Here is a 23126-nt window from a genome sequence, read left to right as displayed (position 1 = left end):
CCGTACAGCGAGCTGCGGAGGGGGTTACCGAACCGAACCCGAGTGGGAACGCTGTTGGGCGCGGCGGGCGTCCCGCTGCTCAAGGGCGCGGGGCCAACTGACGCGTGCCGGCTCGCACTTCGACGTTCCGGTGCGCGGTTCCCCGATGGGGCAGTTGGACTGGTCGCCTCCTCGTCACCGGACGGACAGACGGACAGTCCGTCGCCGTCGCCGTCGTCGTCTCGCGGACCTGAACGAGGGGGCGCCACCCGGCAGTTCGCCGCACGCCAGCAGTACTCCCGGGGCGAGGCACCGCCCGCCCTGGAAGTCCGGGCCCTCCTCGGTGAACCTCTCCGCATCCCCGTACGTAGCCAGTGCGGCGCCCGCGGCGATCCCGTGGGCGCACCCATCGTCGACGGACAGGAACGGATGGACTCAATGATGAGATCTGGAACCGCGACGCGACTCCCCCTCGACCGCCCCGCCCGCTCGCTCGCCCGACGCGGGCGCGCGCTGGGCGTGACGCTGGCCCTCGGCGCGTTGCTGGCGTCGGGCGCGACAATGACCCTCGCCGCTCCGGCAGTTGCCGCGACGGGTGACGTCAAGTGCCCGTCCACGGACTGCGTGCGGATCGCGCCGGCGGCCGGCTCCCCGGTCGCCATCGCCCCCGACAACGCCGGCGCGGTGTATCTGGCGTACTCGGGAGGCGATCTGCTCAAGCTCGACCTGGCCACCGGAGCGCTCGACACGGTCACCACCGGGCTGGGCAACCTCCGGGGCGTGGCCGTCGCCGACGGCAACGCGTACATCACCAACTTCGGCGGCACCCTTCAGCAGGTCAACCTCGCCACGGGCAGCCGCCGTACCCTGGCCGCCGGACTGCCCTCGCTCTTCGGCGTGGCCCGCTTCGGCACCACCACCTACGTCACCGACGGCAACGGAGAGATCGTCGCCGTCCCGGACGGCGGGACAGCGCACGTGGTGGCCACGGGGCTCGGCTTCTCCTACGGCCTCGCGTTCGACAAGGCGGGACTCGCCTACACCGCGGACATGGGCCAAGGCCGCATTCTGCAGACGAACGTGGCCACGGGTACGACGCGTGTGCTGGCCAGTGAGGCCTACGAACCCACGTCGATCTCGGTCGGCGGCGACGGCCTGGTCTACTTCATGGTCGGCGACGAGGTGAAGCGGGTGAACGCCGCCACCGGGGTGCAGTCCCACGTCACCAACCTCCTCGGCATCAACGCCTTCAGCTTCTCGCTGGCGGCGTCCGGCGACGCGTACACCACCGGCAGCGGCGGCGACGGCCTGTGGCGGATCGCCGGCCTGACGTCACGATGAGGCGGTAGGCGCCTCGCCCGATGGTCCGCCCGGTGATCCGGAACACCGGACGGTGATCGCGGAAGGGTGCGCGGCGGGTTTTCTCCCAGCCCGGCACCCTTTCGTGTTACCGGACCAGACGGTCGTGGGCTTCGTCGAGCTTGCCCACCTCGGCGAGCAGTGCGAGGCGGCGAAGCCGTTCCGGCTCGGGGCAGCGCGTCCGCGGCGTATCCGCGGTGGCCGCCTCGGCTGCGTCCACTCTCGGGCAGCGGCCCGATGCCGGAGTAGTAGCGGATGGTCTTCACCGGCAGCCCGGTGCGCGCGGCCAACTCGCCGATGCCCACGGTGTTCTCACCCTGCGTGCCGTGCGTCACAGCCGCTTGATTCCACCGCGCGGGAGCCCTTCGTGTCCACGGATGAGACCAAGGATGCGGCGACAGGCATGGAACCGCCGAGAACCCGGGTTCAGCAACAGCGGCCGGCGGCGTCCACGCAGCGACGGGCGCACCTCTCCAACGACCGTACGGGGGCGGGCCGGTAGCGAACCGTGCGGGGCTCTACTTCCCCAGCGGCTGGACTTCGTCGAAGAGGGCGACGGCTTCGGCGGGGTCCGTGCTCACGAGGCGTTCCAGACCGGCCGTCGTGATCTGCGCCCACTTGCCGGCCCGTGCCCACATCTCCACCTCGAAGGCGCGGACCGCCTCGTCCAGATCTTCAGGGCCGGTGGCGATGGACTCGGCGAGTTCGGCGCCCTCCAGCATCGCGAGGTTCGCGCCCGCCCCCAAGGGAGGCATCAGATGGGCGGCGTCGCCCAGCAGCGTCACCCCGGGGACGTGGGCCCAGGTGTGGGACACGGGCAGGACGTAGAGGGGACGGTGGACGAACGCGGTGCCGTGGCGGAGGAGGTCGAGGACGGGAGCGGCCCAGCCGTCGAACAGGGCCAGCAGGCTCGATCGCACGGCCTCGTCGTCGGCACGGTCCAGGTTCGTGTGCCAGTCCAGCGGCGCGCGGAACTTGGCGTACACCTTGACGTGGCCGCCGCTGTTGCGCTGGGCGACGAGGGAGCGGTTCACGCCGTACGCCGCCACGGAACCGTCGCCGATCAGCCGGGCAAGGTCGGGGTGGCGGGTGTCGACGTCGTCGAGGGAGGTCTCGACCGAGGTGACGCCGGTGTAGTGCGGTGTCACCGGCGAGACCGCGGGGCGGACCCGGGACCAGGCGCCGTCCGCGCCGACGACGAGGTCGAACGTCTCCTGTCGCCCGTCCGCGAAATGGACCCGTGCGCCGTCCCGGGTCCCCGGCACCACCTGCGTCACGCCCCGCCCCCACTGGACGTCGAGAGGGCCGAGCAGCAGGTCACGGAGTTGCCCGCGGTCGATCTCGGGATTGGCCCGCTCGTCCGGATGTGGTCGCCAGTCGCGCAGGACGGTCCCGTCCGTGTCCAGGATGCGCATGGCCTGCCCCTCGGGACGGGACAGCGCCCGGAACTCCGCCAGCAGCCCCGCCTTGTCCAGCGCGAGTTGGCCGAGCCCTTCGTGCAGGTCCAGCGTGCCGCCCGGCGGGCGGGCCTCGGGGCCGGGATCGCGTTCGAGGACGGCGACGGGGTGGCCATGGCGGTGCAGGACATGGGCGAAGGTAAGGCCTCCCGGGCCGCCCCCGATCACAGCGATGCGATGTCTCATGTCGATACACTGTATTGGTCCACTACGTTGTATCGCAACGGTACGGTGTGATCATGACTGTGTGGGACCGGCCTGAGCCGCCGAATCGCCCCGTTCCGCTCGACCGGGAGCGGATCGTCGCCGCTGCCGTCACGCTGGCCGACGAGGGCGGGCTGGCGGCGGTGTCGTTGCGCAAGGTCGCCGCCCGGCTGAACGCCGGCCCGATGCGGCTGTACGGATACATCGCCACCAAGGAGGAGCTGTTCGACCTCATGGTGGACGAGGTCCAGGCCGAGATCCTCCCCGAGGAACCGGCCGGTGACTGGCGGGAGGCGCTGTGTGGCCTCGCCCACCGCACCAGGCAGGCCGTTCTCCGCCACGAATGGCTGGCCGACCTGCTCGGCGGCCGCCCGGCCCTGGGACCGAACGGCCTCGCCGTGACCGAGAGCACGCTGGCCGCCCTCGACGGCCACACCGACATCGACACCGTCATGCGCGCCGTGGAGACCGTCAGCGCCTACTCCACCGGCGCGATCAGGCGCGAGATCGCGAACCTGCGGGCCGAGCGCGCCACGGGCCTGTCCAAGCGCGACTGGCAGCGCGCCCACGGCCCGCACGTGACAAGGATGTTGGCCACGGGCCGCTTCCCTGCGCTGGCCAGGGCCGTGCACGACGGCACGGACGTGGACGCCGAGACCTCCTTCGCGACCGGCCTGGACTGGGTCCTCGACGCCGTCGCCGCCAAACTCACCCGGCCGTCGGCGTGACGCTCAGTTCTCGCCGAGGGTGAGCGAGGCCGGGGACGGGCGCGGTGTCCACCGCCCTGCACGTCCGGTCATCAGATCCGGAGGTCCTTGGTGACGGTGGACGCAGGGGTCGTCAGGACGGCGTCGAAAGCGTCGACGACAGGCGTGTGCACGTACGTGCCCTGGAGCCGGATGCGGTCGGGGCCCTCGGAAGCCTCCGTGCGGGCCCCGCGGAGATCGGCGATGCCGAGTCCGAGGCCGGCGTCGGCGAAGGCTGCTTCGATGCTCCCGGGTTCGGGCGGGTCCAGCGGCGTGTCGGCGAGGGTGAAACCGAAGGGTGCCGTCTCGTCGCGCCGCATGTCCGCGGTGTGTCCGGCGATGCTGGTCAGGCCGAGGGCGAAGTAGTCGTCGCCGAGCGCGCGTCGCAGTTGCTGTCCCATGGGGAGTCCCGTGAGGTGCCCGTCGAAGGAGATGGGCGTCGTCTGGATGTGGGCGTTGTGGGCGACCAGGACGATACGGGTGCCGGGACCGAGGCGTTCCAGGTGCCGGCGGACCGATCGGGCCATGTAGGCGTCGCGGGCCGAGGTGTCGGCGGTGAGGCCGTCCCCCGCGAACAGTCCGGCCATGGCGCGGAAGGTGTGATCGGCATGGCAGGCGCCTTCGAGGCGGTGCAGGGCGAGGTCGTAGTCGTGCCGGTCGCCGCGGGTGGCGTAGAGCGGTTCGAGCGCACGGAACCGGATGAGCAGGCGCGCGAGGATCGCGGTGAGGGCGTCCTGTTCGGCGGCGGGCAGCCGTGCCCAGGCGGGGGCGGCCACCGCCGCGGAGCCCCCGGCGAACGATGCGCCGATCCGCATCGCCGTCTCGGCCATCGGCACGGCCTCGGGGTCGACGCTCCGCAGGTAGTCGGCGACCGGAGCGAGGGCGGGCAGCAGGGAACCGCCCGCCGCCGGGATGTCGACCCCGGCGAAGCGCACCGGTGCTGCGGCGGCGGTGCGGTTGTGTCGGCGGACCCATTGCAGAGGCTCGGTGAGACCCACCGGTATCGCCGTGGCGAGGTGCGCCGCCAGGTCCTCCTCGGTCCCCTCCCCCCGGGCCCAGGCGTCCAGAGGAAAGCCTTCGCTGAAGCCGTACTCGAAGGCCAGGACGGTGAAGCCGCAGCGTTCGACGAGGAACCGCAGGACGCGGCGGCGCAGCAGCGCGAACTCGTCGATGAAGTGGGAGTGTTCGCCGATCGCGACGACGCGCGCGCCTGCGATGAGGCCGCTCAGCGGTGTCAGGTCGTCGAGGAGCTCCTCGGGGTCGAGGTGGGTGAGCGGGACGGCGTGTTCGCGAAGCCAGTCGGTGAACGGGGTCCCGGGGGACGAACGGAGCATGCGGACGGCTCGATTCTCAGTGCGGGGAGGGGCCGGGCGCTACGGCCTCCAGGTCGTCGACGGTGCCGGACATGACCGTGCGGAGATGTTCGGTCAGGTGCGGCAGCGGCCAGTCCCACCAGGCCAGCGCGAGGAGGCTCTCGACGTCGGCGTCGTCGTAGCGGCGACGGAGCAGCCGCGCGGGGTTGCCGCCGACGATGCCGTAGTCGGGGACGTCGTCGACGACGACGGAGCCGGAGGCGATGATCGCTCCGTGGCCGATGCGGACGCCGGGCATCACCGTGGTCCCGTAGCCGAACCAGACGTCGTTGCCCACCGTGGTGTCGCCCCGTCCGGGCAGGCCGGTGATGAGGTCGAAGTGCTCGGCCCAGGAACCGCCCATGATCGGGAAGGGGAACGTCGAGGGGCCGTCCATCCGGTGGTTGGCGCCGTTCATGATGAACCGCACGCCCTCGCCCAGCGCGCAGAACTTCCCGATGACGAGCTTCTCGGGGCCGTAGTGGTAGAGGACGTTGCGGGTCTCGAAGGCCGTCGGGTCGTCGGGGTCGTCGTAGTAGGTGAACTCCCCGACCTCGATCAGCGGTGAGGTCACCAGTGGTCTGAGGAGTACGACCCGAGGCTGGTCCGGCATCGGGTGCAGCAGGGTCGGGTCGGCGGGCACCGGCGGCATCTGTGATCGCTTCCTTCCTGAGGGCGGGGACGTCAGGCGTGGTTCTCGGGGGCGCCGAACCAGCGGGTGAGCGCCTCGCGCAGTGCCGGCACGGCGTCGGCGGGGGACTCGTCGGCGGCCGCGGCCCAGGCGATGTGCGCGTCGGGGCGAATCAGGAGGGCGTCGGCGGGGCGGTCGTCGGTCTTGGCGGTGCGGACGTCGACGCGGGAGCGCCAGTCTCCGGCCGCCCGGCGGAGATCCTCGCGGTCGGCCAGGTCGAGGAGGATGGGCCGCGCGGTGTGCAGGAGCTCGCTGACGCCGGTCGTTCCCTGGTCGCCGTGCAGGGTGAGGTCGGGGACGAACGCTCCGGACAGCGGGTGGTGACGGGATGATCCGGGCATCGGGTAGCGGATGTCGGTGCCGGCGATGAGCGCTCCCAAGCGGCGCTGCGGCTGCTCGTCGGCGAGCAGTTCCTGGAAGACCTCGCGGAGTGCCTCGGCGGCCGGGTCGGTGCCGCGCCGCAGCGCCACCTGGGCCCGGGTGTGCAGCATGGTGCGCGCACCGGCGAGGTGCCGTTCGTCGTGGTAGGTGTCCAGCAGACCGTCGGGGGCCCGGCCGTGGATGTCGGCGGCCAGCTTCCAGGCCAGGTTGACCGCGTCGAGCATGCCGGCGTTGATCGCCACGCCGGTCGCAGGGAACAGATGCGCGGCGTCACCGGCCAGCAGGATCCGCCCTTTTCGGTAGTGCTCGGCCTGCCGGGCCTTGAAGGTGAACCGCGACAGCCGGATCGCCTCGCGTACGGGGAGTTCCGCGCCCAGGACGCGACGGAGGCTGTCCTGGAATTCGGTCAGGGACATCGGGGTGTCGTCGTCGTACTCGGCGGCCTCGTCCTCGGTGGTGTAGAGGGAGACCACGGGCGAGTCGGGCGATGCGCCAACTCCGAGGAGACCGCGGCCGGTTCGTGTGAAGCCTCCGGGGACCGTGCCAAAGCCTGTGACGTCGAGATCCCCGTTGCCCAGCACGGTCACCGTGTCGGGAAAGGTGACCTGGGCCAGCCGGTTGACCTCCGGATACGTGGTGCCGGGGAAGGCGATGCCCGCCGCGTCGCGGACCCGGCTGCGGGCGCCGTCGCAGCCCGCCAGGTACCTGGCGGTCACCCGGTACGGTCCGTCCGGGCCGAGCACCTCCGCGGTCACCGCTGCCTCGTCCTGGACGACCCCGGCCACCTGGTGCCCGCGGCGGATCTCGGCACCGAGTTCACCGGCGCGTTCGGCGAGCACTTCCTCGAGCCGCTGTTGCGGCAGCGGCAGGGCGTGCAGCGGAGGATCGGCGAGCCGGGTCTGATCGAGGTGGACGCCGCCGAACGGGAACCGGGGCGCCGGCACGGGACCGGTGCAAGCCGCCTCACATCGCTCCAACAGGCCGCGGTGGCGCAGCAGTTCCAGGATCCGTCCGCCGAGGCCGCCCGCCTTCGGGGTGTCCCGGCGTTGCGCCTGGCGCTCCAGCACCAGCGGGCGCACCCCGGCCAGGCGCAGCTCGCACGCCAGCATCAGACCGGTCGGACCGGCTCCCACGACGATCACGTCGACATCCATGCAACCTCCCCCGTCGGCACGGCACGTGCCATGCCGCGCCGTAAAGGAGAGTGCATGAACCGGCACTTCGTCAAGAACGGCACGTGCCGTGCCGTTAAGATGGCGGCATGACGGACCCCCTTCGAGGCGCCGGCCGGACCGATGCCATCATGCGGACCACCCTGGAGCTGGGCCAGGAGATCGGCTACGCCAAGCTCAGCATCGAAGCGATCGCCGCCCGGGCCGGCGCGGGCAAGCACACCATCTACCGCAGGTGGCCGTCCAAGGGCGCCCTGTTCCTGGACTCCCTCCTCTCGCTGCACAAGTCGGACCTGGACTACCCCGACACGGGCGACATCGTCGCCGATCTGCGCACGCAGATCCACGCGGCCGTCGACCTGCTGGCCGGCCCGCCCTTCGGCCCGCTGTACCAGGCCCTGGTCGGCGAGGCCCAGTACGACCCCCGGGTCGCCGCCGCCCTCAACGAGCGCTTCATCGCCCCGCAGACCGCCATGACCGTCGCCCGGCTGAAGAAGGCCCAGGATCAGGGCCAGTTGTCCCCCGCCTTCGACCTGAACCTGGCCATGGCGATCCTCTCCGGCCCGCTCTACTTCCAGTTCCTGATCACCCAGGAACCCTTGACCCACGAATACGTGGACCGTGTCCTCCAGGCCCTCTTCACCGGCATGGGGAATCCCTCGTAAAGCCCGTCGCCCGACCTAGGTTCAGGAGAGTCATGACAAGCAGGTTCACCGAGTTGGTCGTCGACTGCCGTGATCCGGAGAGGCTCGCGGCCTTCTGGTGCGAGGTTCTGGACTTCAAGGTGATCGACCGGAGCGAGGGCAGGGTCGAGATCGGCTCCTGGGTACCGACCGTCGAGGACATCCGGGCCCGCCAGATGCCGCCCACCCTGCAGTTCATCCAGGTGCCCGAGGACAAGACCGTCAAGAACCGGCTCCACCTCGACGTCAGCCCGATCGACGGCAGCACCGAGGACGAGGTGACCAGACTGCTCGGCCTCGGCGCCACCACGACGGACGTGGGCCAGGGCCCGGACCGGAACTGGGTGGTCATGGCCGACCCGGAGGGCAACGAGTTCGACGTCGTGCGCACCCTGGCGCCGCTGCAGGGCTAGGACGCGTACCTGCCGCCCGGTTCGACGTGCCGCCGGTCACCGACGGGCCGCCGTGCGACCCGGTGTTCACCGGCGCTGTGGTGGATCCCTCGTAGCGGGCGCTGAGTTCGGGGCGGTTCGGGCTACGGCCCGCTGTGGATCAGGGAAGCCCACAGATGCGGTCGGTCGGAGTGCTCGGTGCGCAGCTGCCGGATGACGCGGTGGAGCACGATCGCCGCGTCGTCCGCGGACGGTGTGTCCGGCATCAGCCGGTAGAAGTGGTCGGCCGCGGCGGCCGCGACGTGGTCGTCCAGTGGCCAGAGACTCGCTACGACGTGCCGGAAGCCCGCCAGTTGGAACGCGGAGGCGAGGTGGATGGACTCGTCCGCGTGCCGCCTGCCGACGTGTCCGGTGGAACACGCGGACAGGTATGCCAGTTCGGCCTCGTGAAGGTCGAGGCGACCGATCTCCGCGATGGACAGCACGCCGTCGTGGAGGTGCAGCCCGCCCTCGGACGGCGTGTCGGGGTCGGTGCCCGCGTGGCAGGCGAAGTGGGCCCAACTCGCCCTGGGGAGCGCCCCGGTCACCTGGGGGGCGGTGGCCTGCTCGTTGGTGAGCAGCGGCATGTCGGGATGGGCGGCGTGCAGGATCGCCGCCTCGGCGGCGGTGGCCGGCAGGTCCGGCAGACCCGGGGTCCGGTCGAGGGTGACGGTGAGCCGGCGCAGGGCCGTCGCGGCCGGGCGCCCGTGGGCACGGGCCAGGGTGCGCATGGTGGGCGTGTACGACGAGATCACCCGGTCGAGCGCCCCGGCGCCACCGGGATGTCCGGCCGCGTGCAGCGGCAGCAGCGCGAGCGGTCCGGTCGGCATCCACCACACGCGGGGCAGTACTCCGTCGGCCAGGCGGAGCCGGTCCTCGATCGCGTCGAGGACCGGCGCGACCGTCGTGTCCCACAGCCGGCCGAGCAGGTCCGTCAGCACCCGTTGGCAGCGCAGCTCGCCGGTGAACGAGCCGGCGTCGTGCGTCGCTTCCGTCAGCTCGGCGGCCCACGCCTCGACGTCGGACAGCCGCAGTTCGGGCAGCGGCACCGGCAGCAGGGGCCCGTCGGCGGTGACGACGATGGCGTCGCACCGCTGCCGGCCGGCGTTGAGCAGCACGACCGCCTCACCGGCGGCGGTCGGCCGCAGCCGGGTCCACCTCAGCGGGAGCAGGAACCGGTCCAGGCCCGGCAGTCGGCGGATCTCCGCCAGTACGGCGTCGTGCTCGGCCCACAGCCGTTTCCGCCGGTCGACATGGTCGACGTCCTGACCGTCGGGCGTGGCCATGGCCGGGGGGTCCGGCGTGTTGAGGGCATCGCGGACCCGGCTCAGCCGGCCGGCCAGTACCGGGTGCTCGGCTTCGAGGTCGCCGAGGGGCGTCCGCAGCGCCAGCCGGGACGTCAGCAGGATCGACCGTCCCAGCTCGGCGGCCTGGACCGCGCCGCCCGGATCGTCGAGGGCACAGTGCACGGCGATCGTCTCGCCGACCAGTCCGCTGTTCGCGCCGAGACGGTACTCGTGGTCAGCCGCCGAGGTCTCCCGTGCCGCGACCAGCGGCAGCAGCTCCACCGCCGTGTCGAACAGCAGCCGGGCGGTGTCCGGTTCGTCCAGTACGTAGGCGAGCCGGCCGACCGCCCAGCAGGCACGGAGCCGGTCGAACGGGGGCGACGTCGTGGCCGCGAGCGCCTCCTCCGCGAGCCGGCTGATCCGCGGCCGGTCGACGCTACTGCCGCTGTCCCACCTCCTCGTGTGACAGATCGCGAGGAAGTAGATGCGTGTGGCTCGCCTGGGATGGTCGGCGGGGGTGGCCGCGACGGTCATTTCCGCGGCGTCGACGGCACGGTCGAGGTCGTTCGGGTCGCCGGTCCGCTGGAACCGCAGCCGGTGGGTGTTGCCGAGGTTGAACAGATGCTGCGCGCGGAGCGGATCGCCCACGGGGACGGCGTCGGCTGTCTCCCGCGCCAGGTCGACCGCGCGGTCCAGGTCGGCCGGATCACCCGAGCGCTCGTACCGCGCCTGATAGGACCGTCCGAGGTTGTAGAGGCGCAGCGGTCGGTCGGGGTGGTCGGCGGGTGTGGCCGCGAGCGCCTGGAGCGTGCGGTCGATGGCGTTGTCGCCGTCGGCGCCGCCTCTCCGGAGGAACCGCGCCTGGTAGGCGGTTCCGAGGTTGGACAGCCATGTGGCCCGGCTCGGATGGTCGTCGGGCGTGGCGGCCACGGCCTCTTCGTGATGCGCGACGGCACGCTCCAGGTCCTGAAGGCCGCCGCTGTGCTCGAACCGTTGCTTGAGGGCGTTGCCGAGATTGTTCAGGAGCATCGCACGGTCCGGGTGGTCGTCCGGCATGGCGGCCACCGCGCGTCTCGCGGCGTCGATGGCCGCGTCCAGGTCGGACACGTCTCCGGTACGCGAGAGCCGGGACCAGTGGGCGACGCTGAGGTTGGACAGGCGCATCGCCAGGTTCGGGTGGTCGTCGGGCGTGGCCGCCACGGCCTCTCCGTGCAACGCGATGGCACGGTCCAGGTCGGCCACGTCCCCCAGCCGGTCGAACCGCCCGCGCACGGTCCCCGCCAGGTTGGACAGGGCCATCGAGCGGAAGGGGTGATCGGCCGGTGTGGCGGCGACGGCGCGCTCCAGGCTCTCGACGGCCCGGTGCAGATCGACGGGATCCCCTTTCCGGTCGGACCGCGCGCCGTACGCCGTGCCCAGGTTCGACAGACGATGGGCAAGACCCGGGTGGTCGTCGGGCGTGGCGGCCACAGCCTGTTCGTGATGTACGACGGACCGGTCCAAGTCGGCCTGGTCCCCCAGCCGTTCGAACCGCGTGTGGTACACGGTGCCGAGGTTGGACAGGATCGTCGCGAACTCGCGGTGCCCCCGGGGCACCGCGGCAGCGGCACGATCGAGGTGGCCGATCGCCCGGTCCAGGTCGGCCTGCTCCCCCAGCCGTTCGAACCGCGCGTGATACGCCATGCCGAGGTTGGACATGTAGGTGGCACTGTCGGGAGCGTTGTCCAGGGCGGCGGCCACCGCCTGTTCGTAGTGGCCGATCGCCCGGTCCAGGTCGGCCAGGCTCCCCGTCCGCGCGAAGCGGTCGGTGTAGGCGGCGGCGAGGTTGGACAGGGCGGTCGTCCGGTGCGGGTTGCCGGTGTCGACGATGGCCTGTTCCCCGAAGCCGATGGCGCGCTCCAGGTCCGAGAGGTGCCCGGTCCGCTCGAACCGTGCCCAGTAGGACGTGGCGAGGTTGGTCAGGGTGGCCAGCCGGTGAGGGAAGTCGACGGCGATGACAGCCATCGCCCGCTCACCGAAGTCGATGGCACGGTCCAGATCCAGGACGTGCCCGGTTCCCTGGAACCGCCGCAGGCATCCCATGGCGAGGTCGGCCAGGATCGCCGGCCGGAGAGGGGAGTCAGCGGGAGTGACGGCCATCGCCCGCTCACCGTTGCCGCTGGAACGGTCCAGGTCCGAGATGTGCCCGGTCCGCTCGAACCGCAGCAAGTAGCCCGTGGCGAGATTGGCCAAGGCCGTCGACCGGTGGGGAAAATCGGCCGGGGCGACAACGATCAACCGCTCCCCGTTGTCCATGGAACGGTCCAGATCCGAGGGTTGCCCGGTCCGCTTGAAGCGCAGCAGGTAGCCCATGGCGAGATCGGACAAGGCTGCCGTCCGGTGAGGCGAATCAGCCGAGGCGACAGCCACCACCCGCTCACCGTTGTAGATGGAACGGTCCAGATCCGAAAGATGCCCTGTCCTCTGGAAGCGCAGCAGATAGCCCGTAGTGAGATCGGACAAGGCTGCCGTCCGGTGAGGCGAATCGGCGGAGGCGACAGCCATCACCCGCTCACCGTTGTAGATGGAACGGTCCAGATCCGAAAGATGCCCTGCTCTCTGGAAGCGCAGCAGATAGCCCGTGCCGAGGGTGGTCAGGTGAAACGCGATGATCGGGTTGGCGCCGGTCACGGCAACGGCCCGTTCCCCGAACTCGACGGCCCCGTCCAGGTCGTCCGGCCGCCCGACCCGCTGGAACCGCAGGAGATGGGTGCAGCTGAGGTTGCCAAGGATCAGCGCGGAGTTGGGGTCGCCGTAGTGGAGGGCGGCCACGGCCTGGTGCCCGATGCCGATCGACTGGTCGGCTTCGTATTCCTGCCCCGTCAGCGCGTACAGCGCCCGATGGGATTCGGCGAGGTTGTACAGGCGGGTGGCACGGCGTGGATGGTGGTGCGGTGTCAGGGCGACGATGCTCTCGAACAACGAGACGCAGGTGCCCAGTTGTGCCGTGTCACCGGCCCTGGTGGCCTGGTTCAGCAGGTCGACCGCCTGCTGGTTCAGCTGCTCCGGATCGGGCTGGTGGTAGGAGGACATCACCCATGAGACTATCGGCCAACTGGCGGAAGGAGGAGCCCTGGTGGACGCCGAACGATCGGCACTGACCACGCTGTGCCAGGAGTTCGAGGCGCTGATCGGCGAGACCAGGCTCCACTCCACGGAACGTCAGGAACTGCTGGAACGGATCGTGGCCGAGGCGCGGGCCCGGCGTCCAGTGCTCGCCCTGCTCGGCCAGTTGCTGCACACCGACCGTGAGGCCACCCTGCGCACGCTCGCGTCGGGGCTCCCGGGAGCCGGGCCGGGCATCGCCCGTCAGGAGACCTTCCGCTGTCCGGACGGCGCCTGCGACCGGACAGCGGTGCCGCCCCCGGCGGGCGCGATCCCGCGGTGCGCCGTCATGGGTCGGCCCCTGGAACGGGGGTAGCCCAAGTGGGCGGTTTCTTCCAGCAGTTGGCCAAGACGCTCGCCGACCGGTGGATCAGTCTGCTCGTACTGCCCGGTGCGTTCTTCCTCGGCGCGGTGTGGCTGTCCGTCACCCTCGGCCATGCCGACGCGTGGAACGTCGCGTTGTTGAACCGGCGGGTCGAGCACACCGCCGACACGGTCAGGGACCTGCCGAGCGGGGCGCAGGCACTGCTCGTCGTCGCCGTACTGGCGGCCGCCTCCGGTGTGGGTTTCGTCGTGCAGGCGCTCGCCGGAGTCACCCGGCGCGTCTGGCTGGGGCAGTGGCCCCGCCCGTTCACCGCTGTCGCGGCGGCGCGGACGGCGCGTCGGCGTGCGCGGTGGCACCTGCTCGTGGAGGAACGCCGGGCGCTCGAAGCCGCGAGCCCGGTCACACGCACCCGCGAGCAGCAGGACCGGATCGACAGCGCGGCCGACCGCGTCACCCGGCTGGCCATGGCCGAACCCGGCAGGCCCACCTGGATGGGCGACCGGATCCACGCCGTGGAGTCGATCGCGTACCACCGCTACGGACTCGACCTGACCTACGGCTGGTCCCGGCTCTGGCTGGTCCTCCCCGACCCCGCACGTAGCGAACTCACTGCCGGGCACTCGGCGTTCGCCGCCGCGGTCGCCACCGGAACCTGGGCCCTGCCCTACCTCCTGCTCACCGTGGTGTGGTGGCCGGCCGTGCTGGTCGCCGCGGGCATCGGCCTGACCGGGTGGGCCCGCGCCCGCTCCGCCGTAGCCGATTTCACCACCCTCACCGAGGCCACCCTCGATCTGCACGGCCGGACGCTGGCGGTCGCGCTGGGCGTCGGCGACATCGCGGAGGGGACCGGCCCGCTCACGATCGGCGAGGGCGAGCGCATCACCGACCTCGTGCGGAAGGGCCGCTAGCGGGACTCCGTCAGGTCCTCCGGTCCGGGCTCGTGAGGAGCGTGCCGGAGACCTTGGACAGAGGGTCACGCCGGAAACCTGCAAAACCGCTGAGGCCGCTCGACGCGGGCCGAGTTAATTCGGTTGCCGCTCCCCGTGCCCGCCCCTCACCATGGGCGGGCGACCGGGAGCTGCCCGGTGCTCCACGAGAGGAGGCGCGACCGTGAACACGACTGTCATCGGCCTGCCCGCCGACCGCCTCCCTCTCACCTCATGGAGCACCCCCAGCGATGTCTCGCGACGATCTCCCGCAACAACCTCAGCACTCTCAACACCCGGCATTTCCTGACGCGTTCAGCACCGACCCCTTCCACTCCGTCCCGCCGCCGGGTGACGCGGTACCGGGCGACATCGACGACCGTTTCGTCTTCGACTTCCAGGCCTACGGCGACCTCGAGGACGGCCAGCGCTGGTCGACCTGGCTCAGCGTCGAACCCCTCAGCCGGGGCCCCGAGCCGCTCCCGGACTGGGTGGTGACCTCGCAGGGCGCGATCGACACCGAACTCGGTGTCCTCAAGACCGGCAAGGAGGCCGACGTCCACCTCGTCGAGCGCGCCGACCCGCTCGACCCCGCCGCAGGCGTGGTCATGGCGGCCAAGCGGTACCGCTCCTCCGAGCACCGGACCTTCCACCGCGCCGCGTCCTACACCGAGGGCCGCTCGATGAAGCGCTCACGCGACGAACGCGCCCTCAAACGGAAGAGCACCTTCGGCCGACAGGTCGCGGCCGGCGAGTGGGCGGTGTCCGAATGGGCCGCGCTGGTGCGGCTCTGGAACCTCGGACTGCCGGTTCCCTACCCGGTCCAGATCGACGGCACGGAGATCCTGATGGAGTGGATCACCGTCGTCGACGAGGACGGCACCGTACAGACCGCGCCCCGGCTCGCCCAGACCCGGCCCTCACCCGAGCTGCTGGCGGCGTACTTCGAGCAACTCACCGACGCACTCGCGACGCTGGTGCAGAACGGCCTCGTGCACGGTGACCTCTCGGCGTACAACATCCTGGCGGCGGGCGAGCGGCTGGTCATCATCGACCTGCCACAGATCGTCGACCTGGTCGGCAACCTCAACGGGATGAGTTTCCTGGAGCGGGACTGCGCCAACATCTGCGGCTGGTTCCGCTCACGGGGCCTCGACGTCGACGAGCACGCGCTGTTCGCGGAACTGATGGCGCACGCCTTCTGAACCGGGCGGCCGGTGCCGCCGTACAAGGGAACGTCCGCCATGTCGACGACGGCGCGTGAGCGCCGGTCGTCGACATGGCGGTTCCGCCGGACGATCCAGCGGTGAGCGCGCCTGACTCCCCGCCCGGACGTAGGCTCACCGCACCGACCCCACCCGAGGGAGCCCCGCCCGTGACCGTTCGTGTGCGCCGTGTCTACGAACCGCCCGAGCCGGAGGACGGCGTGCGCGTCATGGTCGACCGGCTGTGGCCGCGCGGCCTGTCCAAGGACGCGGCCCGGGTGGACGAGTGGCCCAAGGAACTCACCCCGTCGACCGAACTGCGCCGCTGGTACCACGCGGGCGAGGGTTCCTTCGACGAGTTCAGCCACCGTTACGAGGCCGAGCTCACCGAACCCGAGGCGGCTCAACTCCTGCACACCTTGCGGAACTTGGTCCGGATGGGACCGGTGACCCTGGTGACGGCGGTCAGGTCACCGGAGCAGAGTCACGCCTCGGTGCTGGCCCGCCTCCTGGAGGGATGAGAGGGGTGAGGAGACGGGCCGCGGCGCCCACGAGAAGCGCCGCTCGGTCAGGCCGTCTGCTTCGCCGCCGCACGGCCCGCCGCGCGGCCCGAGAAGAGGCAGCCGCCGAGGAACGTGCCTTCGAGGGCGTTGTAGCCGTGCACTCCCCCGCCGCCGAACCCGGCCACCTCGCCCGCCGCGTACAGTCCGCCGATCGGCTTTCCGTCGGCGGCCAGCGCCCGTGAGTCGAGGTCCGTCTGGATGCCGCCGAGGGTCTTACGGGTGAGGACGTGCAGCTTGACGCCGATCAGGGGGCCGGCCGCCGGGTCGAGGATGCGGTGCGGGGTGGCGACGCGGCCCAGGCGGTCACCGATGTAGCGGCGGGCGTTGCGGATGCCCTGGATCTGGGAGTCCTTGCTGTAGGGGTTGGCCATCTGGAGGTCGCGGGCCTCGATCTGGCGGCGCACCACGGCCGCGTCCAGGAGCGGCTTGTCCGTCAACTGGTTCATCTTCTCGACCAGTTGCTCCAGGTTCCCGGCGGTCACGAAGTCCGCGCCCTTGCGCAGGAAGGCGTCCACCGGGCCCGGGGCGCCCTTGCCGAGCAGCCGGTCGCGCAGGACCGCCTTCTTGTCCTTGGCGGTGATGTCGGGGTTCTGCTCGGAGCCCGACAGCGCGAACTCCTTCTCGATGATCTTCTGGGTGAGGATGAACCAGGAGTGGTCGTGGTCCGCCAAGTCCTCGGTGGTGCGCAGGTACTTGAGGGTGTTGAGGGTGTCGTAGCCCGGCAGGCACGGGTCGGGCAGGCGGCGGCCGAGGGCGTCGAACCAGAGGGACGACGGGCCGGGCAGGATACGGATGCCGTGGCCGGGCCAGACCGGGTTCCAGTTCTGGAGGCCCTCGGTGTAGTGCCACATACGGTCGCGGTTGACGAGCCGTACGCCCGCCTCGGCGCTGATGTCGAGCATCCGGCCGTCGACGTAGGCCGGTACGCCGGTGACCATCTCGGCGGGCGGGGTGCCCAGGCGCTCGGGCCAGTACTGGCGGACGATGTCGTGGTTGGCGCCGATGCCGCCGGTGGTGACGATCACGGCCTGGGCGGTGAGTTCGAACGCGCCGATCGCCTCGCGGCTGGAGGAGATGCCCCGGGCCGAGGTGTCCTCGGCGAGGACCGTGCCGCGGACGCCGCGCGCCTCGCCCTCCTCCACCACCAACTCGTCGACCTGGTGGCGGTGGTAGAAGGTGAGCAGTCCGTCGCGGGCGGCCTGCCTGGCGTAGTCAACGAAGGGTTCGACGACTCCGGTGCCGGTGCCCCAGGTGACGTGGAAGCGCGGGACGGAGTTGCCGTGTCCGTGGGCGCGCAGGTCGCCACGTTCCGCCCAGCCGACCGTGGGCAGCAGCTTGATGCCGTGTCCGTCGAGCCAGGTCCGCTTCTCGCCGGCCGCGAACTCGACGTAGGCGCGCGCCCAGCGCACCGCCCACGAGTCCTCGTCGTCGACGCGGTCGAAGCCGGCGCTGCCCTGCCAGTCGTTCCAGGCGAGGTCGAAGGAGTCCTTGATGCCGAGGCGGCGTTGTTCCGGCGAGTCGACGAGGAACAGTCCGCCGAAGGACCAGAACGCCTGGCCGCCGAGGTTGGCCGCGTTCTCCTGGTCGACGAGCGCGACCCGGCGTCCCCGGCTGGTCAGTTCATGGGCCGCGACCAGACCGGCCAGCCCGGCTCCGACGACGATGACGTCCGCATCCATGGCGACGTTGCCCTTCTCAAGTGGGTTGTCATTCAGGGGTGTTGCTGCCGTCGGTCAGCAGCGCGGTGAGCAGCTGCTTGAGCCAGGAGCGTGCCCGCTCGGCGTCCTTGTCGAGCAGCAGTTGGGTGGTGACTCCGTCGTACGCGGCGATCACCGCGTGGGCGGCGCCGTCGATGTCCCCCAGTACGGGCGGGAGTTGGGTGTGTCCCCGCGCGCGGCTGAGCCGTTCGGCGATCGCGCCGCGCAGCCGTGCCCGGTGGTCCAGCAGTGTCTGGGCGACGGCCGGGTCCCGGGCCGCGTGCACCAGGAAGTCGGTCTTGACCAGCAGCCAGTCCAGGTCGAGGAGCAGCACGTCGGTGACGCGGTCCACGGCGGCCGGCACGTCGAGGTCGGGCCCGTCGAGCGCGAACGCACCGGCCACCTGGTCGGCGATCAGCTCGGCCCGGTCCCGGTAGAGCGCGAAGAACAGCTCGTCCAGGCTGCCGAAGTTCGAGTAGAAGGCGCCCCGGCTGTAGCCGGCGGCGTCACAGACCTCCTCGATGGAGACCCGGCCGTATCCCTTGGCGGCGAACACCGCGAACGCGGCGGCCAGGAGGTTCGCCCGTGTGCGGACACGGCGCCTGGTCACACGCTTGGGCGTCGCCTCAGTCACCATGCCCGGACCTCCAGTCGATACGCGAATGTATCCGATACACCGATGTATCGAAAGAGCGGAGTTCAGATAGGAACAGATATTCGAATAAGGAGTACGCTGGTCCCATGACCGCGCACCACCTCCAGGGTTCCCTCTTCGACCAGACCGACCAGCTCCGCCTCGGTTCCCTCCAGGGGATTCGCCGTACGACACTGGGGCTCGGCGCCTGGATCGACGTGCTGCCCGGGTGGCTCGGCGGCGCCGACGCCCTGTTCGAGGAGCTGGCCGCCGGGGTGCCGTGGCGCGCCGAGCGCCGTCAGATGTACGACCAGGTCGTGGCCGTACCGCGACTGCTCGCCTACTACGGCGCGGGCGACGCGCTCCCCCACCCGGTGCTGGCCGAGGCCCGGGACGCCCTGTCGGCGTACTACGCACGGGAGTTGGGCGAGCCCTTCACCACGTCCGGGCTCTGCTACTACCGCGACGGCCGGGACAGTGTCGCCTGGCACGGCGACCGGATCGGGCGGGGTGCCCGTGAGGACACGATGGTGGCGATCCTCTCCGTGGGCGCGCCCCGCGACCTGCTGCTGCGTCCCGTGCACGGCGGCGAGTCGGTGCGGCGCCCGCTCGGGCACGGCGATCTGATCGTGATGGGCGGCTCCTGTCAGCGGACCTGGGAGCACTGCGTCCCCAAGACCACCCGGGCCGCGGGACCACGCATCAGCGTGCAGTTCCGCCCGCACGGCGTGCACTGAGGCGGAGAGGCGGCCGCTTCGGATGCACGCGGGGGCCGCCCCCGGCGGACGGCGCCGGAGGCGGCTTCCCCCGCGCGGGCCGAGGCCGTTCGCGTCTGGTTGGCTGTCCCCGTACGGGGCACCACCTCACGAGGGACGATCATGCGGGCAGATGTACGCCAAGTCGCCGACGGCACCTACCTGGTGCACGGCAGCAACACCAACTGGGTGATCCTCACGGACGGCGACGCGGTCACACTCGTGGACACCGGGTACCCCGGGGACCGCCCGCTGGTGCTCGACTCCCTTGAGCAGGTGGGGAGTTCACCGAAGGCGGTCACGGCGGTACTGATCACTCACGCGCACAACGACCACCTCGGTTCAGCGGAGTACCTGCACAGCGCCTACGGCACGCCCGTCCTACTGCACGAGGCCGAAGTGCCGCACGCGCGGCGGGAGTTCCTCCAGCAGGTGACCGTCGGGGACGTCCTGAAGAACATCTGGCGTCCGGGAGTCCTGCCGTGGCTCGTGCACACGATCCGCGTCGGCGGTACCGAACAGCATCCCGTCGCCGCCGAGGCGTTCCCGGGTGCGGGCGGCCCGCTCGACCTGCCCGGCCGGCCCGTCCCCGTGCACGCCCCCGGCCACACCAGCGGACACTGCGTCTTCCATCTCCCGGACAGCGGGATCGTGATCTCCGGGGACGCCCTGGTGAGCGGCCACCGGACCTCGCGGATCAAGGGGCCGCAGCTGCTGCCCGACATGTTCCATCACGAGCGCGACCGTGCCGTCGCCTCGCTGGACATCCTCGAAGCGCTGGACGCCGAGACCCTGCTGCCCGGCCACGGCCCCCTACACACCGGTCCGGTCCGTGAGGCGGCACAGCGCGCCCGCGAACACGCGATCTAAGGTCACCCCATGGCACTGCAGATCAACGCGACCAACCCGGAGCACCCGGTCCTCCTGCTGGAGCTGCCCTGGGACGTTCCGCTGGAGGAGTGGCCCGAGGAGTACCTGGTGCCGCTGCCGCGCGGCATCTCCCGTCACGTCGTGCGCTACGCCCGCGCCGGCAGCGAGGTCATAGCCGTCAAGGAACTGGCGGAACGACCCGCGCTGCGCGAGTACGAGCTGCTGCGCGACCTGGACCGGCTCGGCATCCCCGCGGTCGACCCGCTCGCCGTGGTCACCGGACGCGCCGACGCCGACGGCGAGCCGCTGGAACCGGTGCTGATCACCCGGCACCTGGGCGGCTCGATGCCGTACCGCTCGATGTTCGAGACGACACTGCGGCCCGCGACCATGCACCGTTTGATGGACGCGCTGGCGGTGCTGCTGGTGCGGCTGCACCTGGCCGGGTTCGCGTGGGGCGACTGCTCGCTGTCCAACACGCTGTTCCGGCGGGACGCGGGCGCGTACGCCGCGTATCTGGTCGACGCGGAGACCGGCGATCTGCACCCGACGCTGAGCAACGGACAGCGGGACTACGACCTCGACCTCGCCCGCGTGAACATCAGCGGGGAACTGCTCGACCTGGAGGCGTCCGGGGCGCTGCACCCCTCCGTCGACCCGATCGAGTTCGGCATGGAGATCTGCGCCCGCTATCAGAGCCTGTGGGAGGAGCTGACCCGCGTCTCGGTGTACCCGGCGGGCAAGTACCACTTCATCGAACGCCGGATCCGGCGCCTGAACGAACTCGGCTTCGACGTCGCCGAGATGCAGATCGAGCACTCCTCCAACGGCGACACGGTCACCTTCGTGCCGAAGGTCGTCGACGCCGGGCACCACCAGCGTCAACTGCTGCGCCTGACCGGCCTGGACGCCGAGGAGAACCAGGCACGGCGGCTGCTCAACGACCTGGAGTCCTGGATGGCCACCCAGGACGACTACGCCCCGGGCGATCCCCTCGCCGCCCGGCCCGAGGTGCTCGCGCACCGGTGGGTGCGGGACGTGTTCCGGCCGACCGTGCGCGCCGTACCGCTCGAACTGCGCGGCTCGATGGACCCGGCCGAGATCTACCACGAACTGCTCGAACACCGCTGGTACATGTCCGAGCACGCCCAGCACGACATCGGCCTGGACACGGCGGTCGAGGACTACCTCAGGAACATCCTGCCGAAGGCCCGCGAGACCCTGGAGCCGACCACACCGGAGTGACCCGCCTCAGTCCGTGCTCAGTCCGTGGCGGGCGGGGCCGTGGTGCCGCGGACGACGAGGTGCGGCGGGACGACCTGCTCTCCGTCCGGTACGGCCTCGCCGTCCAGGCGGGCGATGGCACGGCCGACGGCGAGTTCCGCGAGGCGCGGGACGTCCTGCGCGACGGTGGTGAGGTCGATGTGGGCGAGCCGGGACAGGCTGGTGTCGTCGAAGCCGACCACGGAGATCTCGCCGGGGACGGACACACCGGCTCGCAGGAAGGTGTCGAGGACGCCCGTGGCGCAGCGGTCGTTGAAGGCGAGGACCGCGCTCGGCCGGGCGGCCGGGGCTTCGGCGAGCAGGGTGCGGGCGGCCCGCGCGCCGTCGTCCTCGGTGAGCCCACCCGGCAGCACACGGACGTGGTCGTCGAGGCCGTGGCGGTGCATCGCCGTGCGGTAGCCGCGGCGGCGGTCTGCGGCGCCGGGCGCGCGGCCGCCGTCGATGTGGGCGACGGCCCGGTGCCCGAGCGCGACCAGGTGGTCCACGGCCTGCCGGGCGCCCTCGTCGTCGGCGGTGCGGACGACGTCCACGGCAGGCGGGGAGGGGCGTAGCCGCCGGGCCACCGAGACCACCGGGACCTGGGTCGCGAGCTGCGCGAGGCGGGCGGCCGGGACCTCCGGACCGAGCAGGACCAGGGCCTCGCACCGGTCGGCGAGCAGCGCCTCCACGGCCTGCCGCTCACCGCGCGACGGCGCGACCGCGCTCAGGGCGACCTGGTAGCCGGCGGGCTCGGCGGCGGCGTAGATGCCCTCCACCAGGTCGGTGTGGAAAGGATGGCGCAGCCCGAACTGCACGCCGAGCAGGCGTGAGCGGTTGCTGCGCAGCACCCTGGCCCGGGTGTCGGGCCGGTAACCGATCTCCTCGGCGGCCTTGAGCACCCGCTCGCGGGTGGTCGCGCTCGCGCCGTAGGCCCCGCGCATCACGATGGAGACCAGCGCGACGGACACGCCCGCCCGGGCCGCGACATGGGCCAGGGTGGGCCGCCTGCCGTCGGGGACCGCGGGAGTGGTCGGCACGGTTGTCCTTCCGGTCGAGGTGTCGTTCCGTTCCGGGATGGTAGCCCTCCAAAAGTGCTGCTCCGAAGGTACTGCAACGTTCTAGAAACATGCCTGGCGAAGGCTTGACACGGGAATCCGGCAATGGCGTACTACTGCCATCTAGAACGTTCTAGAAGAGGGCGAGCAGTCATGTACACGTTGGCGGTCTGTGCCGAGATGGTCTTCCGGGACCTGCCGATCCACGAGCGGGCGCGGGTCATCCACGAAGCCGGTTTCCAGGTCGAGATCTGGGACTGGACCCGGCACGATCTGGACGCGCTGACCCGGACCCCGGCCGAGTTCTCGTCGATGACGGGCTACATCCGGGGCAGCCTCACCGACGAGGCGGGCGCCGCCGAACTCCTGCGCACCGCCGAGGAGTCGGTGAAGGCCGCCGATCAACTGGGCTGCCCCCGGCTCAACTTGCACGGCACGGGCCTGGACTCCGAGGGCCTGCCGGTGGTTCCGGTGACCGGTGAGCCCACGGGCGCGATGTGGATGGCCGCCCACCGCACCCTGACCCGCCTCGCCGAGCTGGGCGAGAGCGCCGGGGTCACCTTCACGCTGGAGAACCTCAACGCCGCGGTCGACCACCCGGGCGTACCGTTCGCGACGGCCGCCGACACCCTGGCCCTGGTCGAGGCGGTGGACCGGCCGGGCCTGCGCATGAACCTGGACCTCTACCACGCGCAGATCGGCGAGGGAAACCTCATCGAACTCGTCCGCAAGGCCCACGAGTTGGACCTGATCGGCGAGATCCAGGTGGCGGACGTACCCGGCCGCCAGGAGCCCGGCACCGGCGAGATCAACTACCCGGCGATCGCCCGCGCCCTCGCCGACATCGGCTACGACGGCACGGTCTCGATGGAGGCCTGGGCCTCGGACGGCGACAGCGAACGCGCCCTGGACCGCTTCCGCACCGCGTTCACCCCGGCCTGAGGTGCC

Annotated in this window: 20 protein-coding genes and 1 pseudogene; 12 read left to right on the top strand and 9 right to left on the bottom strand. The window is 71.3% G+C overall.

Going from position 1 to position 23126, the window contains the following annotated elements; genetic code table 11:
* Window positions 1–420: 420 nt before the first annotated feature.
* On the top strand, window positions 421–1320 hold the full coding sequence (locus ACNFOC_RS13445; protein ID WP_416959345.1) for an NHL repeat-containing protein: 900 nt from the start codon (window positions 421–423) through the stop codon (window positions 1318–1320).
* Between the two features lie 203 nt (window positions 1321–1523).
* Here ACNFOC_RS13445 and ACNFOC_RS13440 read toward each other — a convergent pair.
* Both ACNFOC_RS13440 and ACNFOC_RS13435 read right to left on the bottom strand, forming a co-directional pair.
* Window positions 1524–1643, bottom strand: a pseudogene (locus ACNFOC_RS13440) (MerR family DNA-binding transcriptional regulator); the annotation flags it as partial.
* Between the two features lie 213 nt (window positions 1644–1856).
* On the bottom strand, window positions 1857–2981 hold the full coding sequence (locus ACNFOC_RS13435) for an FAD-dependent oxidoreductase (RefSeq protein ID WP_416959344.1): 1125 nt from the start codon (window positions 2979–2981) through the stop codon (window positions 1857–1859).
* A gap of 53 nt (window positions 2982–3034) precedes the next feature.
* Between ACNFOC_RS13435 and ACNFOC_RS13430 the strand changes: the two genes are divergently transcribed.
* Entirely contained in the window at window positions 3035–3727 is a 693-nt protein-coding gene (locus tag ACNFOC_RS13430) for a TetR/AcrR family transcriptional regulator (protein WP_416959343.1), read from the top strand.
* 71 nt (window positions 3728–3798) lie between these two features.
* Here ACNFOC_RS13430 and ACNFOC_RS13425 read toward each other — a convergent pair whose 3' ends face one another.
* Genes ACNFOC_RS13425 through ACNFOC_RS13415 form a run of 3 tightly spaced genes read right to left on the bottom strand, consistent with a single transcriptional unit; the run spans window position 3799 to window position 7323 of the window.
* Window positions 3799–5079 (bottom strand): erythromycin esterase family protein, encoded by a 1281-nt coding sequence (locus ACNFOC_RS13425; RefSeq protein ID WP_416959342.1) that lies wholly within the window; start codon window positions 5077–5079, stop codon window positions 3799–3801.
* Between the two features lie 16 nt (window positions 5080–5095).
* On the bottom strand, window positions 5096–5749 hold the full coding sequence (locus ACNFOC_RS13420; RefSeq protein WP_416959341.1) for a CatB-related O-acetyltransferase: 654 nt from the start codon (window positions 5747–5749) through the stop codon (window positions 5096–5098).
* A 32-nt stretch (window positions 5750–5781) separates the two neighbouring features.
* Window positions 5782–7323 (bottom strand): FAD-dependent monooxygenase, encoded by a 1542-nt coding sequence (locus ACNFOC_RS13415; RefSeq protein WP_416959340.1) that lies wholly within the window; start codon window positions 7321–7323, stop codon window positions 5782–5784.
* Window positions 7324–7430: 107 nt separating this feature from the next.
* Between ACNFOC_RS13415 and ACNFOC_RS13410 the strand changes: the two genes are divergently transcribed.
* A complete protein-coding gene (locus ACNFOC_RS13410) occupies window positions 7431–8006 on the top strand; it encodes a TetR/AcrR family transcriptional regulator (protein WP_416959339.1) in 576 nt (191 codons plus the stop codon).
* 32 nt (window positions 8007–8038) lie between these two features.
* Window positions 8039–8437, top strand: coding sequence for a VOC family protein (locus tag ACNFOC_RS13405; protein ID WP_416959338.1), 399 nt, complete (start codon window positions 8039–8041; stop codon window positions 8435–8437).
* Between the two features lie 122 nt (window positions 8438–8559).
* Here the strand turns inward: ACNFOC_RS13405 and ACNFOC_RS13400 are convergent, their stop codons facing one another.
* On the bottom strand, window positions 8560–12813 hold the full coding sequence (locus ACNFOC_RS13400) for a CHAT domain-containing tetratricopeptide repeat protein (RefSeq protein WP_416959337.1): 4254 nt from the start codon (window positions 12811–12813) through the stop codon (window positions 8560–8562).
* 43 nt (window positions 12814–12856) lie between these two features.
* Here ACNFOC_RS13400 and ACNFOC_RS13395 point away from each other — a divergent pair, with 43 nt between their 5' ends.
* The 4 genes from ACNFOC_RS13395 to ACNFOC_RS13380 all read left to right on the top strand — a co-directional run bounded on the left by ACNFOC_RS13395 (window position 12857) and on the right by ACNFOC_RS13380 (window position 15862).
* On the top strand, window positions 12857–13201 hold the full coding sequence (locus ACNFOC_RS13395) for a hypothetical protein (protein WP_416959336.1): 345 nt from the start codon (window positions 12857–12859) through the stop codon (window positions 13199–13201).
* Between the two features lie 5 nt (window positions 13202–13206).
* On the top strand, window positions 13207–14118 hold the full coding sequence (locus tag ACNFOC_RS13390; RefSeq protein ID WP_416959335.1) for a hypothetical protein: 912 nt from the start codon (window positions 13207–13209) through the stop codon (window positions 14116–14118).
* 269 nt (window positions 14119–14387) lie between these two features.
* The gene (locus ACNFOC_RS13385) at window positions 14388–15341 is read left to right on the top strand and encodes a serine protein kinase RIO (protein WP_416959334.1); all 954 of its coding nucleotides are present in this window, start codon (window positions 14388–14390) and stop codon (window positions 15339–15341) included.
* A gap of 170 nt (window positions 15342–15511) precedes the next feature.
* A complete protein-coding gene (locus ACNFOC_RS13380) occupies window positions 15512–15862 on the top strand; it encodes a DUF488 domain-containing protein (RefSeq protein ID WP_416959333.1) in 351 nt (116 codons plus the stop codon).
* Window positions 15863–15909: 47 nt separating this feature from the next.
* On the opposite strand, the gene ACNFOC_RS13375 is transcribed toward ACNFOC_RS13380, so the two are convergent.
* Complete coding sequence (locus tag ACNFOC_RS13375; protein WP_416959332.1) at window positions 15910–17583, bottom strand: FAD-binding dehydrogenase; 1674 nt, start codon at window positions 17581–17583, stop codon at window positions 15910–15912.
* A gap of 28 nt (window positions 17584–17611) precedes the next feature.
* A complete protein-coding gene (locus tag ACNFOC_RS13370; protein WP_416959331.1) occupies window positions 17612–18238 on the bottom strand; it encodes a TetR/AcrR family transcriptional regulator in 627 nt (208 codons plus the stop codon).
* Window positions 18239–18342: 104 nt separating this feature from the next.
* On the opposite strand from ACNFOC_RS13370, the gene ACNFOC_RS13365 reads away from it, so the two are divergent.
* The 3 genes from ACNFOC_RS13365 (at window position 18343) to ACNFOC_RS13355 (ending at window position 21105) form a co-directional block, all read left to right on the top strand.
* Window positions 18343–18972: an alpha-ketoglutarate-dependent dioxygenase AlkB gene (locus tag ACNFOC_RS13365; RefSeq protein ID WP_416959330.1), complete on the top strand. Its 630-nt coding sequence runs from the start codon at window positions 18343–18345 to the stop codon at window positions 18970–18972.
* A 141-nt stretch (window positions 18973–19113) separates the two neighbouring features.
* On the top strand, window positions 19114–19860 hold the full coding sequence (locus ACNFOC_RS13360) for an MBL fold metallo-hydrolase (RefSeq protein WP_416959329.1): 747 nt from the start codon (window positions 19114–19116) through the stop codon (window positions 19858–19860).
* Between the two features lie 9 nt (window positions 19861–19869).
* Window positions 19870–21105 (top strand): DUF4032 domain-containing protein, encoded by a 1236-nt coding sequence (locus ACNFOC_RS13355; protein WP_416959328.1) that lies wholly within the window; start codon window positions 19870–19872, stop codon window positions 21103–21105.
* Between the two features lie 17 nt (window positions 21106–21122).
* Here the strand turns inward: ACNFOC_RS13355 and ACNFOC_RS13350 are convergent, their stop codons facing one another.
* On the bottom strand, window positions 21123–22160 hold the full coding sequence (locus ACNFOC_RS13350) for a LacI family DNA-binding transcriptional regulator (protein WP_416959327.1): 1038 nt from the start codon (window positions 22158–22160) through the stop codon (window positions 21123–21125).
* Window positions 22161–22331: 171 nt separating this feature from the next.
* Here ACNFOC_RS13350 and ACNFOC_RS13345 point away from each other — a divergent pair, with 171 nt between their 5' ends.
* Window positions 22332–23120: a TIM barrel protein gene (locus tag ACNFOC_RS13345; protein WP_416959326.1), complete on the top strand. Its 789-nt coding sequence runs from the start codon at window positions 22332–22334 to the stop codon at window positions 23118–23120.
* The last annotated feature ends 6 nt before the right edge of the window (window positions 23121–23126 follow it).

Origin of the sequence: Streptomyces colwelliae, assembly GCF_048158785.1 — a bacterium.
Taxonomy (GTDB): Bacteria; Actinomycetota; Actinomycetes; order Streptomycetales; family Streptomycetaceae; genus Streptomyces.
Note: the sequence above shows the minus strand (reverse complement) of the source record. Positions and strands in the feature narration are given on the sequence as shown.